Raw genomic sequence first — 15,668 nt, forward strand, 5'->3', positions numbered from 1 at the left:
TAAGCCAACCGAAGAACAGCGATAAGAACATCTTTCCTGAAATATCGTTCGCGGGAACGAGTAAGGCGGGTTTGTTCGCTTTACTCGTTTTTTTTTCGCCGCATAAGATTTAAAGAGGCTTCATCGGATAGCGCAAATCCGAATTCTATGGAATGCCTCCGATTTTGATTTCTATATTTTGACGACGCCGTCCGTCCGGATGGCGCTTGTCGCCGCAGGCAAGAGCGTTTTTTGCTGTGCTCCGGTTGGCTTCGACGAAGAAGCTAAAAGGAGAGAGCTCAATGAGTATTGTAACGATGAACGATATCACTCACGGTTTTACGGATAAAACGATTTTTCGCAACGTCAAGCTTCGCCTGAACCGGGGCGAGCATGCCGGGCTCGTCGGCAGCAACGGCACGGGCAAATCGACGCTGCTGCGGATGCTGTCCGGAACGCTGCTGCCGGATGCCGGCTCGATCGATTGGCTGCCGGGCATTCGGATCGGATATTTGCGTCAGCATGCCGAGCTTCGCGCCGGATCGACGGTACGGCAAAACCTGCAGGAGGCGTTCGCCCCATTATATGAAGCGGAACGAAGAATCCAGGAGATCGCGGAGCAGCTTCGCGAACCTGCCGGCAATGGGGAAAAGCTGCTCCATCGGCTCGGCGAGCTTCAGAATCGTCTGGAAGTTTCGGGATTCTACGAGCTGGATGCAAAAGTGGAAGAAGTAGCGGCCGGGCTTGGCCTAACGGCAATCGGGCTTGAGCGGGACGTCGGCAGGCTGAGCGGCGGACAGCGGACGAAGCTGCTGCTCGGAAGGCTGCTGCTGGAGCAGCCCGACGTGCTGCTGCTTGACGAACCGACCAACTATTTGGACGAAGCGCATATCGAGTGGCTGATAGCATATTTGAAGCGTTACGAGAACGCATATGTTGTCGTCTCGCACGACGAACGGTTTCTGAACGAAGTGACCTCGATCATTTTCCATTTGGAGCATCAGCAGCTGAAGCGGTATGCAGGCAATTATACGGCTTTTCGAACGCTGTACGAACAAAGCAAGCGGCAAGCCGAAGCCGCATACGAGCGCCAACGGCAGGAGATCGGCAGGCTGGAGAGCTTCATTCAGAAAAACCGCATCCGGAAAGCGAAGCAAGCCAAAAGCCGGGAGAAAGCGTTGGAACGGATGGAAAAGATCGAGCGGCCGCTTCCGGCCGCGAAACCGCGCTTCGCGTTTTCGGTTTGTTCCGAACCCGTTCCGAAAGTGATGGAAGCCAAGGGCATTCAGATCGGTTATTCCGCACCGCTGTTCGCTCCACGGGATTTGCTCGTTCGGCGGGGAGACAAAATTGCCGTCGTGGGCAGCAACGGAATCGGCAAAACGACCGTTCTACGGACTTTGCTTAAGCTTGTCCAGCCGTTAAGCGGAACAGTCCGAATAGGCGAGCGTGTTCAAGTCGGCTATTACGCGCAGGAGGACGGCTTCACCGGTCGAACGCCGCTGGAGCTGGTCGCAGAGCTCCGGCCGGATCTTTCCTTGAAGGAGATTCGGAAGACGCTGGCGATCGCCGGCCTTAAGGAGCAGCATATCAGGCGCCCGGTTCGTACGCTAAGCGGCGGGGAACAAGCAAAGGTCCGCCTCGCCGGCCTTATGCTTAGCCGATGCAATGTGCTCGTGTTGGATGAGCCGACCAACCATCTGGACGTGCCCGCCAAGGAAGCGCTCGCTGCAGCGCTGTCGGATTACGGCGGAACGGTCGTGCTGGTGTCGCACGAACCGGAGTTTTACAAGGAATGGGCGACGGACATATGGGAAGTGGAGAAGTGGAAGTAATGGCGGAAGAGACAACGATGGAGGGATCGCGGTGAAACCGATTCAAACGAGTAAAAAAGCGCTTAGACGGCTGCTGCTGGAAAAGCAGCGGCTGCTGCGTCCGCGCGTGGAGCCGGTCCGCTCCCCGCAAGAGCTTAGGCGGAAAGTCATGGGAGTGATCCGGGAGCTGGAGTGCATTCAGATCGATCCGGTATCCGCGGTTCGCCCGAACCAGCATTTGGTGTTGGCGGCCCGGGTTGACGGGTATCGACCGGACGCCTTGCTAGAACTGCTTCGCGAGAACGAAGTGTTCGAATATTTCGCTAACGCCGCGTGCGTCATTCCGATGGAAGACTATCCGTTGTTTGAACCGGTCCGCGCACGAATGCGGAGCCATACGGAGGCTTCGCTCGATGCGCTTCGTCCGGTCGTCGAAGAAGTGCTGCATCGGTTGGAAACCGAAGGGCCGCTTCCGGCGAAAGCGTTCGAGTCCGAGATAAAGGTGCACGGTTATTGGGATAACGTGAGTGCCAAGACGAAAGCGACTTCGCACGCGCTTAATTTGCTCGCCGATGCGGCCCGAATCCGAATCGTGGGACGTGAAGGGAATCAGCGGTTGTTCGCCTTAGCCTCCCGCAGCGTCCCTTATGATCTTCTGCTCTCCGCAGAGCAAATGGATATGGAAGAGTCCGCAAACGCTTTGCTGCGCAAATATTTCCGGGCATACGGCGTCTTTGAGCCGAGCGATCCGCGGCTAGGCTGGCAAAGGCTTAATGCGGCGCAGCGAAAAGAGGCGATTAACCGTTACGTCAACGGCGGAGAGCTTGCCGAGGTTGAAGCCGATGGAGTGAAGCATCCCTATTATGTGTTGGCGGCGGACGTCGAACGGTTATACGCGCATATGGACGAAGCGGAGAAGGAGCGCGCCGCCGATGACGCAGCGCTGCCGATCACGTTTCTGCCGCCGCTGGACAATCTGCTATGGAGCCGCAAAAGGCTGGAGGAATTGTTCGATTTCGAATACCGTTGGGAGATTTACACTCCGGCGGTCAAACGCCGATACGGCTATTACGCGATGCCGATCCTTGCCGGCGACCGTTTAATCGGACGAATGGATCCGAGGCTCGATTCGAAAAACAAACATCTTTCCGTACAATTATTGCAAATTGAACCGGGAGTCGCTCGCTCATCCGCACTGGAGACAAACATTAGGGAGGCGCTGCAGTCGTTTGCCTTTATGCATGGGGCGGAAACGGTTTCCGTCGAGCAGTATCGCTGGGAATAAGCTTTTCCGAAGCTTTTGGCAAAATCGATCCGCAACGCTAAAAAGAGGCGCCCCTCGGGCGCCTCTTTTTCTATTTGGACTGAATGGACTGAAGATAATCGGCAAGCCGTTCCCAAGTCTGGTTCATGCCGGCGACGACCATGTTGAGCGAATTCCGCAGCGCTTCCGGCGATGCGTATTCGGCGCGGTTCACGACCTTCGTTGCGCCGTCCTCCTCATGGAATCCGAGCGTAATGAGCAATCCCGGAGCTTCGGGGTCGATATGGCCTTCCTCATCGGAGAAATAGTCGTTATAAACAAGCTGTTCGGGTTCGTTAATTTCCCGGTAAATCGCTTTGCCCCACGATTTCACCGTTCCGTCCGGAGACTCCATGCAGTAATGCCAGCTGCCGCCCGGATGCAATTCGACCTTGCATACCGGAACCGTCCAGCCCGCCGGTCCCCACCACCGGGCTAGATGCTCCGCTTTCGTATACGCTTCGTATACAAGCTCTCTCGGGGCGTCGAATTTGCGCTCCAAATAAAGAATATGGCCTTCCGTCTTCGCCGTAATCGGGCTTTGCGCTTTTTTGCGCCGGGATAACAGTTTTTTTCGCATAAAAGACATTTCCCTTCTATTCGTTCAATCGTCGCATTCAATATACAGGACAATGCGATAATCGCGCAAGCGGTCCGTATCGCCTGCCGGCCCGTTTGAAACAAAGGTCAGCCCGTATTCGTCAAAGAAGAAGAGATTCATTTCAGATGTTGCGCCCTTACTTTGAAAGAAAGGAGCTGAGCCGCGTGATCGGCAAAATTTCGCGTATGCTAATCATGCTGCTGTTCGTCACGGCGCTCGTTTCGTGCGGGCAAGGGAACGTCCAACCGGCAGCGGCGCCCGGAGTGCAAGCCACTCCTTCGCCTTCCCCCGATGAGCCTGATGAGGAAGGGATTCAAGTGATCGACGGCGGTTATATCGTGTCCAAAGGGAAGGAGGGATGGCTGGTTACCGCCTATGCCAAGCGGGACGGCACCCCGTACGTCGACGCGTTTTGGTTCAGCGTAAACGATCATACCCGATTGCTGGACGCGGACGGGATATCGGTCGGCACCGATCATTTCGACATCGGCTCTCATGTGCAGGTCTGGTCTACGGGTTTGATTGAAGAGTCCTATCCCTCAAGGACGACGGCTTCGCAGATTCGGATGATCGAAGAGCAAGCTGCCGATGCGCCGAGACTTGAAATAAGCGAGGAGGAGGCTTCAAAAGCTGCGCTTCAATGGAAATCGGACGAGGAACAATCCGCTTTTCGGACGATTAAACATATCTCGCTGGATGAGTCCAAATCCTATTGGGACGTAGAGCTTGTCCAATTTGAGAACGCGGGGCAGTGGTCGCATATTAGGGTCGATGCCGTCTCCGGAGCGGTTACGGCGGTATCGGTCGCGGAGAACGACGCTTTGCGCCTGTTTGCTCCGAAGGCGGGGGAAGAGGCCGGGACATCTTTTACCGTCGAAGGCGAAGCGCGAGTATTCGAAGCCTCGTTTGGCTGGACGCTGGAGGACGGTCACAATATATTGGCGGAAGGACATGCAATGGCCGATGAAGGGGCTCCGGCTTGGGGGAAGTTCCGGTTCGAGGTGAATTACCGGGAAGCTTCGCAGCGGCATCTTTTGTTGTTTTTGTATACGGAAAGCGCCAAAGACGGCAGTAAAGAGCATTCGATAATCGTTCCGTTGAAGGCTCCGGAGGAGCTTATTCGCTACGATTAACCGAAACGGGGCGCGGGGCGCGATTCTCATAGACGGAAAAAGCCGCGGAGGAGAACATCCGATTCCGCGGCTTTTTTTGTTGTTTAGGAAATTGTGCGAAGCTATTCTGTTATTCGGAGCCCCCAAAAGGAATAGGAATTCGCTGCAAAGCTTCGCTTCACTTTTGGGGGATTTGTTCCTAATGGACGTATTTGCCGTGCCGGGGCACCGCGATCCGGTCGAAATCCCGGGCAAGCTTGCCGAGACCGTCGGATAACGTATCGCCGCCGACCGGAACGCCGTGTCCGGTGACGGCCGTCGCCGGTTTCAGCGCTTCCAGCTTCCGGACGGATTCTCCGGCGGCGATCCAGTCTGTCGTCAAGTAGCGGGGAGGGCCGCTGATTTCGAGGTCCTGCATATACACCTTGTATAGCGATTCCTGCTTGACCGCCACAAACGCGTCGCCCGCGATGAGCGTCCGGTCGCTCTCCCGAAACAACGAAATATGGCCCGGCGTATGCCCGGGCGTATGGATCCAGCGCCACTCCGACAGGAAGGGGACCGAATAATCCTGAGGGAGCGGCTTTACATGCGCGCCCAGATCGACGGGCGAAACCGGAAACATCGGAGAAAGCTTCGCGACCAGCCCGCCTTCGACGGAAGGATCGGGTTCGGGATAGCTTTGCTTTCCGGTTAAGTAAGGCAGCTCGGCCTCATGCGCGTATACCGGCACTTTCCAGTGCTCGGCCAGATCGACCACCGCGCCGACATGATCGAAATGGCCGTGCGTCAGCACGATGCAGGCGGGACCGGCGCTGCGGCCGAACCGTTCTTCGGCCGCGCCGATAATTTTGTCGGCCGATTCGGGCATGCCTGCATCTACAAGCACCCAGCCGCTATGGTCCGGAAATCCGACGAAGCACACATTGACAATTTGAATGGTATGGCAATAAACGCCCCGGGCCGCCAACCATTCCTTTCCGCTGTTTACCGATGTGACGGGAAGATAGCGGTAATCCTCGCCGTAGCTCGTTTGTTGATCCATTACTGACGTATCCCTCGCTTATCGTCTTCGTTTTCGAATCGGACATAGGTTGCCCATTGTTGATGCCCGCAAATCAAACTTGGTTTATTTGGGCGGGATATGGGAAACGATGGATTAGCATGGAAGTGTGACGCCAAAGCGGGACGCTAGAAGCATATCGGCAAGGAGGAATAGCGTGAAGGAGAATAACCCGGATAGCCGCAAAATTGGCGGATTGCGTGACGTGTACTCGGGCAGGAACGCATGGGCAGGCGTTCTCGGAGGGCTCGGTCTGGTCGCGTTTATCGACGAAGCGGTCTTTCATCAGCTGCTGCATTGGCATCATTTCTACGACAAGTCCACAACGGCCGCAGGCCTCGTTTCGGACGGCCTGTTCCATGCTTTCAACTGGTTCGCTACCGTAACCAGCATGTTTATGGTAGGCGATCTTCGCAGACGGAACGCTTTTTGGCCGAAGCGATGGGGAGGCGGCGTCCTGGTCGGTGCGGGAGGATTCCAGCTGTACGACGGGATCGTCCAGCATAAGCTGATGAGGCTGCATCAAATCCGTTATGTGGACGACGTTATCGTTTGCGATATCGTATGGAACGTTCTCGCCGCCGTTCTACTGTTAATCGGAATCGGACTGCTTGCGGGAGGCCGGCGCAATAAGCAAACGGATCCTTCCCGCCGCCCCGCCCATGATTCTGTCTGACCTCGTACGTCATGCCGGCCACCCCTCCGGAATTCCTTCTGCCGGCTTCATGCGGACGACGTTTATCCTGCTTCCGTTTCTATTGGCCTCGGCCGTATATTTATTTGCCGCGATTCGTTCTTCCCGCCGGTTCCGGCCTTGGCCCCGTTCGCGGGCTTTATGCTGGATTACGGGCCAGCTTATCGCAGCTTTCTCGGCCGTTTATTCCTTATCGGATGGGCACTTCGGCCATTTTGCCGCCCATACCGTTGTGCACCTTCTCATCGGCATGCTGGCTCCCTTGCTGATGGCGCTTGCCTCGCCGGGCACTCTTGCGCTGCGAACTCTGAATGTGAAGCAAGCGCGCCGTCTCGCCCTTCTGTTAAAAAGCATTCCGCTCCGTCTTGCCGTGCATCCCGTCGTTACGGCCGCTCTGAACATCGGAGGAATGGCCGCGTTATATACAACAGGGCTTTACGAATCCATGTGCCACAGCCTACTTTTGCATATTGTCGTTCACTTTCATTTCTTGGCCGCGGGTTATTTGTTCGCGGCGTCGATCGTTTACAGAGACCCGATTGCCCACCGGCACTCGTTCGCTTATCGGGCGGCCGTACTGATGTTGGCCGTCGCCGCGCACAGTATCGCAGCCAAATATGTATACGTCCATCCGCCGGCAGGCGTAGCGGCGCAAGACGGCCGGCTCGGCGGCATGCTGATGTATTACGGGGGCGACGCCGTCGAAATCGCCCTTATGGTTTTGCTCTGCAGCGAACGGTTCAAAGCGTCCCGGAATCGAACCTTGTTGGACATACAAACCGCGTCCCCCGAATAAATTGTACAGGCAGGCAATAGCCTGTACGCCGAAATCCGGGAGGATTTATTTTTGTCCGTTCTTTTTGGCTATTTTTTGTTCGGCCTTTCGTTATCGGCGCCGATCGGTCCGATAAACGCGGCCCAACTCGACATGGGGCTGAAGCGCGGGTTTGCGCACGCCTGGCTTGTCGGGATCGGAGCTATGTGCGCGGATATCCTTTATATGCTGCTTGTTTATTTCGGATTCGTCCATTTTGTCACGCTGCCGTTCGTCAAGACGTTTCTATGGCTGTTCGGCTCTTTTGTCCTGCTGTACACGGGTTTTGAAAGCTTGTTCGCCCGTGGCGGGGAGATGGACGTCCGGTCTCAGGCCGACGACAAAGGCTACATGAAAACGCTGCTGACCGGTTTTCTCATGTCCTTGTCCAATCCGATGACGATCATGTTCTGGCTGGGCATCTACGGATCGGTATTGGCCGAACGTGCGGCGCGATACGAATGGCACGAGCTTGCGGCTGCAAGCGCTGCGATGATCGCGGGAATCATGTTGTGGGATTTTGCGATGGCTCTGCTTGCAGCAACCTTCCGCCGCTGGCTGACCCCTCGGCTTATCCGGTTCATTGCGGTATCGTCCGGCTTATCTTTAATCGGCTTTGGCGCGTATTTTGGATTTAAAGCTTTTGGACTTTTGTTCGGGTGAGAAGGCTTGTACCGGATTGTCATGATGCGGTCCGCCTTGTCCTTCCTCCGAATGTTTCCACCGTTTTCGCATAATCAAGGTCAACGTTCCGATCGCAGCCACAAAGCCAAGGCTCATATAAAAGCCCGGCCGGCTCGTATCGTGGAAAACCGCTCCCGAAACGGCGGCAAGCAGCACGCCCATACCGCCAAACGCTTTGACCCTGCACCATCCGGACGCCTTCAGCAGCTTGACCGATGTAGCGAGTATAAACATCCAATTGTACAGCAGCATCAAACCTGCCGCCGTCGTAAAAAACTCGTAGATGCTGCCCGGCATCGCCATCGACAAAACGGCGGACAGCGCCAAACCGATCGACGTCAGGCCGATCGCCGCCAGGGGACGGTTGAGCCACACTTTGGAAAAAAACGGCGGCGCGTCCTTGTCCTTAGCAAGTGTGACGAGAATGCGGGTTACCCCGAACAAGGATGCGACCATCGTAGAGAAGCCGGCAACAATCAAGACGGCATTGAACAGCGATTGCGCCCACGGCATTCCATAGGGAAGAAGAGCCAGCATAAACGGGCTTTTTTTCGAATGGAACGTCTCCCACGGTACCAGCGTCATCGCGAGAAGCAGAGAGACGGTATAGACGGCTGCCAGCAGCAGAAGCATAATTCTGCCGGCTTTGGGCGCTTCTTCGGGCTTCTTCAGCCGTGTTGCCATCAAGCCCATAACCTCGATGCCGCCGAAGGCGTAAAAGGCAAAAAGCAGCGATGACCACCAGCCTGGAAAGCCGTTCGGAAAATACGGATAGACGGCATCCTTTAAGGATAAAGGCCGGCCGTCTCCCGCCGCGACGCCGAGCAGCACCAGAACGGCAAGGACGATAAACAAGGCGATCGCGCAAATTTTGACGACGGCAAATACGTTCTCGACCCGGTCGAACGCCTTCGTTCCGATCAAAACGACGATGAGTCCGAGAAAACCGTAGCATGCGGCGAAAATCCACATGGGGACGTTCGGAAGCCAATAACGGGTAAACAGCGAAAGCGCCGCCAGCTGGCTTCCGACGATCAAGAGCTCGGAAGACCAATAGACCCACCCGCTGCCGAAGCCGGCCCAGCGTCCGAACGCTTTTTTGGCGTAAGCCCGGAAGGATCCTTCTAACGGCTCGCTCGCGGTCATGCGCGCCAGCGCGTCGAATACGACGAGCGTGACGGCCGCCGCGAGCAGAAACGATATAAGGGAGGACGGGCCGCCGATCCGAACGGCAATGCCGGATCCGAGAAAGAAGCCCGTGCCGATCGTGCAAGCGACGCCAAGCAGAGAAAGCTGCCACCAACGCAGCTTCGAATCGGAAGCTCCTCCGCCCTTTAAACGTTCGTTTCCTTGATTCTCTGTCGCCATCGTTTTACACCTCGATTAAATATGAAACGTCATACTTGTGGACCGCTCAAATGAAAAATCCTGCCGGCGTAGCAGGATTTTTCGTTAGTTTACGCTTTTACGGGTTCGTCATGCTTGACGTGCAGCGGCGGGGGAACGAGCCAGCCCTTGTCTTTGTTCATTTGCAGGATCCGAGCGCTGAGCGCCGTCTTGGTCAAGTGATATTTGGCGAACAAGGCGGCTACGTCCTCGCGGATGGCTTGCCCGATATTTTGGCTGAAGGCGGCAAGGCAGATCGAGTTGTCCGCAGCGATCTTCGCGGCGATTTCCGGATCGGAGAACCGGGCGCCCGGGGGAATATCCTCCCATTTGACGGGCGGTCTTTCCGGTAGCGCCGGAGCCGGCAATACGCCGTTTTCGGTCAGCAGGGCGTCGCATTCCTTGATTTCGAGCCTCGCTTGATCGATCAGATCCTCGAGAATTTTTTTCAGATCTTTATCTCCGCTGTGGCTCATGTAGGCCTGATAACAAGACACGGCTCCTTTGGCGGCCATAGAGGCTGCCCACAAGCCGGATATTTCGCCGAAATGAAGCGGTTGTTCTTTCGGATTGCCGCTTAAAATACCCATTTTGTCTCTCCTCTCATGTGATTGGAATTCAGCCCTTATTGTGTGCAAGGGATGGGAAAACATGCGGCGAGCTTTAGCGGATTAGGGCCGAATAATTAGACAGTTTTAGCCAAATGCTACTCTCGCTAAAACTTAAGAAGGAGGCTTACGCTTGTACTTTTATAAAGAGGATTTGATCAACATGATCGTGCCGGACAAGCCCGATCCGGCTGCCGCCAAAGTGCTTCAGGAAATACTTGGCGGCCATTACGGCGAAATGCGCACGATGATGCAATATTTTTTTCAAAGCAGCAATTTCAGGGGGAAAGCTACGCAATACCGCGATTTGATCCGCGGCGTATTCCTGGAAGAAATCGCCCATGTCGAGCTCGTTCAGAATACGATCAACCAGCTTCTCACCGGCAGCGGAGAATATCAGCCCGGCAACGCCGGCGCGGACGGGGCTCCGCTTAACAATGCCGTGAAAGACGCCAATCCCCATCATTTCATCGTAGGGGCGCAAAGCTCATTGCCGGTCGACGCAGGCGGAATCCCTTGGCTTGGCAATTATGTGTACAGCCACGGCAACCTGATCGGCGATTTGCTTGACAACCTGCTGCTGGAATCGACGGGCGTGCTGCAGAAAACGCGCATTTACGAAATGAGCAGCAACAAAACGTTTCGCGAGACGCTGGCGTTCTTGATCGTCCGGGACAACGCGCATCAGAACGCTTTCGCCAAAGCGCTTGAGACGCTTGGCGTCACTTGGGGCAATCTTTTTCCGGTGCCGAACTACGACATCAATAAGTATCCGGAATGCCGGAAATACGTCGACAAAGGTTTCCATAATGCCCAGTTTAACTTCCGTCTGGACGATACCCGAATCGGGGAAGTGTTTGCCGGCAAATCGCCGAGCCGCAACGGCGGGGAGCTCCAGGTTGTTCCTCCGCCCGACGGCTATCCGCTTCCGTTCAATCCCGAGCTGCCGAACGAGCATAGCCCGGGCTTGACCGACATGGGAAGATAACTTTCTGAACAAGAATAGAAATCCGGAAGTTGAAGACAATAGTTGCGGTACCAAAATCAATATCATGGAGGTTTCAACGTGTTTACAAACCAAAACGTAACGAATCAAATCAATCAATGCGAGCAAGCGATCCAGCAATTAATCAATCAAACGCAGCAAGCTTCCCAAATGTACCAGCAAATGCTCCAACAGGAGCAGCAAAACGCAAGAACGCTCCAAGAGCTGGCGCAACGCGAGCAAAGAGCGGCTCAAATGATTCAAACGGCGCTTCAAGGCCATCAAACGGCGATTCAGCAAATGCAGCAAGTATCCCAAATTTGCAGACAGCTTGAGCATTCCGTGGCCAGCATGCCCTTCAACCAGAACTTTTCTGCGCAAACGCAAACGGGCGGATTTACGTCCACTCCTAATTATCGCGGCTTCCAATAAGACCGGCGGATTCGAACCCGGCCGAGCACAATCGGCTAGCGCCGTCTTCAGGATGCAAAGTTTGCGGGTTGCAGCATAGATAAGCCAAGTGCAATAGGAACGAAACCGGCCTCGCGAAGGCCGGTTTTTTCGTGCTATAATGCGGCTAACGTCATCGTGCCGTTCTCGCAGGACGGCGATGCGAAACGATGGCAACGAGATTGCCGATAAGGAGACTAACCGCTGGTGATAAGAACGCTCGCCGTAACCGACGAACTGGAAGTGATGATAGACATTCCGTTAGAGCGGCTGTCGGACGGAATTTATAAATGGTATTGGGTCGATTTCGACGAACCGACGGAAGAAGAAGCGAAGCTGCTCGACAGTCATTTTCATTTTCACCCGCTGGCGGTTGAAGATTGCTTTCATCTCCTGCAGCGGCCCAAGCTGGATCATTACGAGGACGTCCACTTCTTCGTCATGCACGCCATTAACGGCAGCTCGCTTGCCGCCGAGGAGATTGACTTGTTTCTCGGGTCCAACTACATCGTAACGTTCCATTTCTACCCTTCGGATGAAATCGACGAAGCATGGAACAAAATCGCCGAGCAGGGGAAGGGGCTTGACAAAGGGCATATTTACGCTACATATGTCGTGATGGATAAGCTGGTCGATTATTACTTTCCTTCGGTCTATATGCTGGAGGAAGAAATCAACGATATCGAGAACAAGGTCATGATGCAGTCGAACCGCTCGGTCATGGACGATATTTTCAGCATCCGCTCCAAGCTGATGAAGCTGAGAAGGACGATCGTGCCGATGAGGGAGCTGCTGTATCGGGTCAACAATTCGGACAAAATCGCCGGGGTGAAGGAGCAAATCTTTTACTTCGCCGACGTCCATGACCATTTATTGAAGCTGACCGAAATTATCGATGCCAATCGGGATTTGACGGCCGATATCCGGGACAGCTACATCTCGATGAATTCGAATCGGATGAATACGATTATGAAGACGTTAACCGTCATTACGACGATTTTTATGCCATTGACATTCATTGCGGGAGTTTACGGCATGAACTTCGAGCATATGCCCGAGCTCGGCTGGAGATGGGGTTATTTCGCCGTGCTGACGGTCATGCTCGGCACCGGCATCGGCATGTACGTCTGGTTTAAACGAAAAGGCTGGTTTAAATAACGCGAATGGCGCCGGGACGCCGGAATTTTTCGACAAGCTGCCAAGTACGAATTGAGCGAGGCGGGAGGATTATGCTAACCGCCGTTGAATCTATTGATGAGGAACAATCATCATATAGATATAGAGGAGCTGGCAAGCATGTTTTTGCATTTTATCGAATCGGATGAATATAAATACGCCTTTCTGGAAATCGCCCATCTCGCGGCCAAAGCGGACGGGTTCGTCAGCCGGAACGAGGAAGGGGCTTTGCGCTCTTTTATGGCGGAGATGAATATGGAGGACGCGGGAATCGAATTTTCGGCGAACCGCAGTTTGGAGCAAATTCTCGGCGGGATCGACGATCCGCGGGTGAAACAAATTTATTTTCTCGAAATTTTGATGCTGGCGTTCTCGGACGGCAACTTTAACGACGACGAGAAACAAATCGTAAAAGACATGAAAAGGCTGATCGGAGTAACCGACGAAGCTTATGCCGCCTGCAAAAACTGGGTGGAGCGGCTCGACAAGCTGAAGGTCGAAGGGCTGAAGCTGATTCTGGAGCCTTAAGCGCACAAGCTTTCCCTGCCAATGGGGAAAGCTTGTTTTATTTTCGGCTGCTCGCAATCCTTGGTATAGCCGTAGGCTATAACTGGATATAATTTTTTTCAGTTACCCTATATATTCCAATCCGTGCTATCTTTCTTGTAACCAATCGGATAGGAGTGTTGCAGGATGGCAATCAGCAGTGTGCTTGGATATCCGCGGATCGGAGCGGAACGCGAATGGAAGAAAGCGCTGGAGGCGTTTTGGTCCGGCAAGCTGGAGGAAGAGGAGTTTCACGGAAAACTGAAAGAAATACGTTTAGCTCATTTGCGCAAACAGCAGGCCAAAGGAATCGATTTGATCGCCGTCAACGATTTCAGCTATTACGATCACGTGCTGGATACGGCCGTTATGTTCGGAATCGTTCCGAAACGGTTCGAATACGAAGGAGGAGCCGTACCTCTTTCCGTATATTACGGAATGGCCCGCGGCACGAAAGACGCGCCGGCCTGCGAAATGACCAAATGGTTCAATACCAACTACCACTATATCGTGCCCGAGCTTGACGGCGCGGAACCGGCCCTGACCGGCAACAAGCCGCTCGCCGCTTATCGCGAAGCGAAAGCGGAGCTCGGCATCGAAGGAAAGCCGGTACTGCTCGGTCCGCTTACCTTCCTGAAGCTGTCGAAAGGATATTCCGCGGCGGACACCGACGCCTGGCTGGAGCGTTTGCTGCCGCTGTACGCGCAGGTACTTCGGGAGCTCGAGCAGGAAGGCGTGCAATGGGTGCAGCTGGACGAGCCCATTCTCGCGACCGCGCTAACCGATGAAGACGTCGAGCGTCTTCGCAAAGTTTGCTATACGTTGGCTGAAGCCGCACCGGGATTGAACCTTATGCTGCAAACTTACTTTGAATCCGTCGAACGATACAGCGACATCGTCGCTTTGCCGGTCAAGGGGATCGGGCTTGATTTCGTACACGGCTCGGCCGGCAACGTCAAGTCAATCGAAGCGCACGGATTCCCGGCCGATAAAGTACTTGGCGCCGGCATCGTCGACGGACGGGGAATTTGGAAATCTTCGCTGCGAGATAAGGCTGCGCTGCTTCGGAAGATCGGCGCTTACGTGCCGAACGATCGCCTTATGGTGCAGTCGTCCTGCAGCTTGCTGCACGTTCCGGTAACGACGGAGTATGAGACGGAGCTCCCCGCTCAGTTGAAAGGGGCACTCGCATTCGCCGACGAGAAGCTGGACGAGCTTGTCCTGCTGACGAAGGCCGCCGTGTCGGGGGAAGCATCGATCGCCTCCGAGCTGAAGCAGTGCGACGACGCGCTGCATGCGCTGGAAAGCTTGGAGGAACGCGTTCGTGCCGACATTCGGCAGGAAGTGGCCGCGGTAAGCCAGACTAATCCGGAACGCGCTCTCCCGTTTGCCGAGCGTCACCCGATTCAGCAGAAGCAATGGCAGCTGCCGCTGTTTCCGACGACGACGATCGGCAGCTTCCCGCAGTCGGCGGATGTGCGGAAAGCCCGGCAGCTTTGGCGGAAAGGCGAATGGAACGACGAGCGGTACGGCGCATTTATCCGGGAGCAGATCGATACGTGGATTCGGCTTCAGGAAGAGATCGGACTGGACGTTCTCGTTCACGGCGAATTCGAACGGACGGACATGGTTGAATTTTTTGGCGAGAAGCTGGCGGGATTCGCGTTTACGAAAAACGGCTGGGTTCAATCGTATGGATCCCGCTGCGTAAAGCCGCCGGTTATTTACGGGGATGTCGCTTTCCGGGAAGCGATGACCGTCGAGGAAACGAAATACGCGCAGTCCAGGACGCAGCGTCCCGTGAAAGGGATGCTGACCGGGCCGATTACGATCATGAACTGGTCGTTCGTCCGCGAAGACATTCCGCGCGAGCAAATTGCGTATCAATTGGCGTACGCCCTGCGGCAGGAAGTCGAAGCCTTGGAGAGCGCAGGCATCGGAATGATTCAGGTCGACGAGCCGGCGGTTCGCGAAGGACTGCCTCTGAAGGAGAAGGATCAGGCCGAATATTTGGCTTGGGCGGTCAAGGCGTTCCGGATGACGACCTGCACGGTCCGGGACACGACGCAAATCCATACCCATATGTGCTATTGCGAATTTCACGACATGATCGCATCGATCGAAGCGATGGACGCGGACGTCATTTCTATCGAGACATCCCGCAGCCACGGCGAGCTTATTCATAGCTTCGAGGAAAATACGTACAAGATGGGGATCGGCCTCGGCGTATACGACATTCACAGTCCGCGCGTGCCTCGGGTCGAGGAGATGGCCGCCATGATCGATCGCGCGTTGCGGGTACTGGACCCGCGGCTGTTCTGGATCAATCCGGATTGCGGTCTGAAGACGCGCGGCAAGGAAGAGACGGTGGATTCGCTCCGCAACATGGTGGAAGCGACGCGCCTTGCCCGCGAAAAGTATTCATTAATGGTATAAATTATTAATGTTATAAA

General features: G+C 55.0%; 15 protein-coding genes. 11 read left to right on the forward strand and 4 right to left on the reverse strand.

Annotation, left to right across the window (positions count from 1 at the left end):
- Positions 1-281: 281 nt before the first annotated feature.
- Together ACFSW5_RS06740 and ACFSW5_RS06745 are read left to right on the forward strand one after the other, a co-directional pair.
- Entirely contained in the window at positions 282-1,814 is a 1,533-nt protein-coding gene (locus tag ACFSW5_RS06740) for an ABC-F family ATP-binding cassette domain-containing protein (RefSeq protein ID WP_379270636.1), read from the forward strand.
- A gap of 31 nt (positions 1,815-1,845) precedes the next feature.
- Complete coding sequence (locus ACFSW5_RS06745) at positions 1,846-3,078, forward strand: winged helix-turn-helix domain-containing protein (protein ID WP_379270637.1); 1,233 nt, start codon at positions 1,846-1,848, stop codon at positions 3,076-3,078.
- Positions 3,079-3,148: 70 nt separating this feature from the next.
- On the opposite strand, the gene ACFSW5_RS06750 is transcribed toward ACFSW5_RS06745, so the two are convergent.
- Positions 3,149-3,676, reverse strand: a complete 528-nt coding sequence (locus ACFSW5_RS06750; RefSeq protein WP_379270638.1) for an SRPBCC domain-containing protein — start codon at positions 3,674-3,676, stop codon at positions 3,149-3,151.
- A gap of 185 nt (positions 3,677-3,861) precedes the next feature.
- Between ACFSW5_RS06750 and ACFSW5_RS06755 the strand changes: the two genes are divergently transcribed.
- On the forward strand, positions 3,862-4,830 hold the full coding sequence (locus ACFSW5_RS06755; protein ID WP_379270639.1) for a Gmad2 immunoglobulin-like domain-containing protein: 969 nt from the start codon (positions 3,862-3,864) through the stop codon (positions 4,828-4,830).
- A gap of 178 nt (positions 4,831-5,008) precedes the next feature.
- Here the strand turns inward: ACFSW5_RS06755 and ACFSW5_RS06760 are convergent, their stop codons facing one another.
- Complete coding sequence (locus ACFSW5_RS06760) at positions 5,009-5,854, reverse strand: MBL fold metallo-hydrolase (RefSeq protein ID WP_379270640.1); 846 nt, start codon at positions 5,852-5,854, stop codon at positions 5,009-5,011.
- A 175-nt stretch (positions 5,855-6,029) separates the two neighbouring features.
- Here ACFSW5_RS06760 and ACFSW5_RS06765 point away from each other — a divergent pair, with 175 nt between their 5' ends.
- Genes ACFSW5_RS06765 through ACFSW5_RS06775 form a run of 3 tightly spaced genes read left to right on the forward strand, consistent with a single transcriptional unit; the run spans position 6,030 to position 8,043 of the window.
- On the forward strand, positions 6,030-6,548 hold the full coding sequence (locus ACFSW5_RS06765) for a DUF2243 domain-containing protein (protein WP_379270641.1): 519 nt from the start codon (positions 6,030-6,032) through the stop codon (positions 6,546-6,548).
- A complete protein-coding gene (locus ACFSW5_RS06770) occupies positions 6,535-7,362 on the forward strand; it encodes a cytochrome c oxidase assembly protein (protein ID WP_379270642.1) in 828 nt (275 codons plus the stop codon). The genes ACFSW5_RS06765 and ACFSW5_RS06770 overlap by 14 nt, the downstream gene beginning before the upstream one ends.
- A gap of 51 nt (positions 7,363-7,413) precedes the next feature.
- Entirely contained in the window at positions 7,414-8,043 is a 630-nt protein-coding gene (locus ACFSW5_RS06775; protein WP_379270643.1) for a LysE family transporter, read from the forward strand.
- Here the strand turns inward: ACFSW5_RS06775 and ACFSW5_RS06780 are convergent.
- The gene (locus ACFSW5_RS06780) at positions 7,987-9,432 is read right to left on the reverse strand and encodes an amino acid permease (protein WP_379270644.1); all 1,446 of its coding nucleotides are present in this window, start codon (positions 9,430-9,432) and stop codon (positions 7,987-7,989) included. The genes ACFSW5_RS06775 and ACFSW5_RS06780 overlap by 57 nt on opposite strands.
- A gap of 89 nt (positions 9,433-9,521) precedes the next feature.
- Positions 9,522-10,040, reverse strand: a complete 519-nt coding sequence (locus ACFSW5_RS06785; RefSeq protein WP_379270645.1) for a DUF3231 family protein — start codon at positions 10,038-10,040, stop codon at positions 9,522-9,524.
- A gap of 151 nt (positions 10,041-10,191) precedes the next feature.
- Between ACFSW5_RS06785 and ACFSW5_RS06790 the strand changes: the two genes are divergently transcribed.
- From ACFSW5_RS06790 to metE, 5 genes are all read left to right on the forward strand, one after another.
- Positions 10,192-11,046 (forward strand): manganese catalase family protein, encoded by an 855-nt coding sequence (locus ACFSW5_RS06790; RefSeq protein ID WP_379270646.1) that lies wholly within the window; start codon positions 10,192-10,194, stop codon positions 11,044-11,046.
- 78 nt (positions 11,047-11,124) lie between these two features.
- The gene (locus ACFSW5_RS06795) at positions 11,125-11,475 is read left to right on the forward strand and encodes a hypothetical protein (RefSeq protein ID WP_379270647.1); all 351 of its coding nucleotides are present in this window, start codon (positions 11,125-11,127) and stop codon (positions 11,473-11,475) included.
- A gap of 225 nt (positions 11,476-11,700) precedes the next feature.
- Entirely contained in the window at positions 11,701-12,651 is a 951-nt protein-coding gene (gene corA, locus ACFSW5_RS06800; protein ID WP_379270648.1) for a magnesium/cobalt transporter CorA, read from the forward strand.
- A gap of 138 nt (positions 12,652-12,789) precedes the next feature.
- Entirely contained in the window at positions 12,790-13,197 is a 408-nt protein-coding gene (locus ACFSW5_RS06805; protein WP_379270649.1) for a TerB family tellurite resistance protein, read from the forward strand.
- 165 nt (positions 13,198-13,362) lie between these two features.
- Positions 13,363-15,651: a 5-methyltetrahydropteroyltriglutamate--homocysteine S-methyltransferase gene (gene metE, locus ACFSW5_RS06810; protein WP_379270650.1), complete on the forward strand. Its 2,289-nt coding sequence runs from the start codon at positions 13,363-13,365 to the stop codon at positions 15,649-15,651.
- The last annotated feature ends 17 nt before the right edge of the window (positions 15,652-15,668 follow it).

The organism is Paenibacillus thailandensis (genome assembly GCF_042685365.1).
Lineage (GTDB): Bacteria > Bacillota > Bacilli > Paenibacillales > Paenibacillaceae > Paenibacillus_AP > Paenibacillus_AP thailandensis.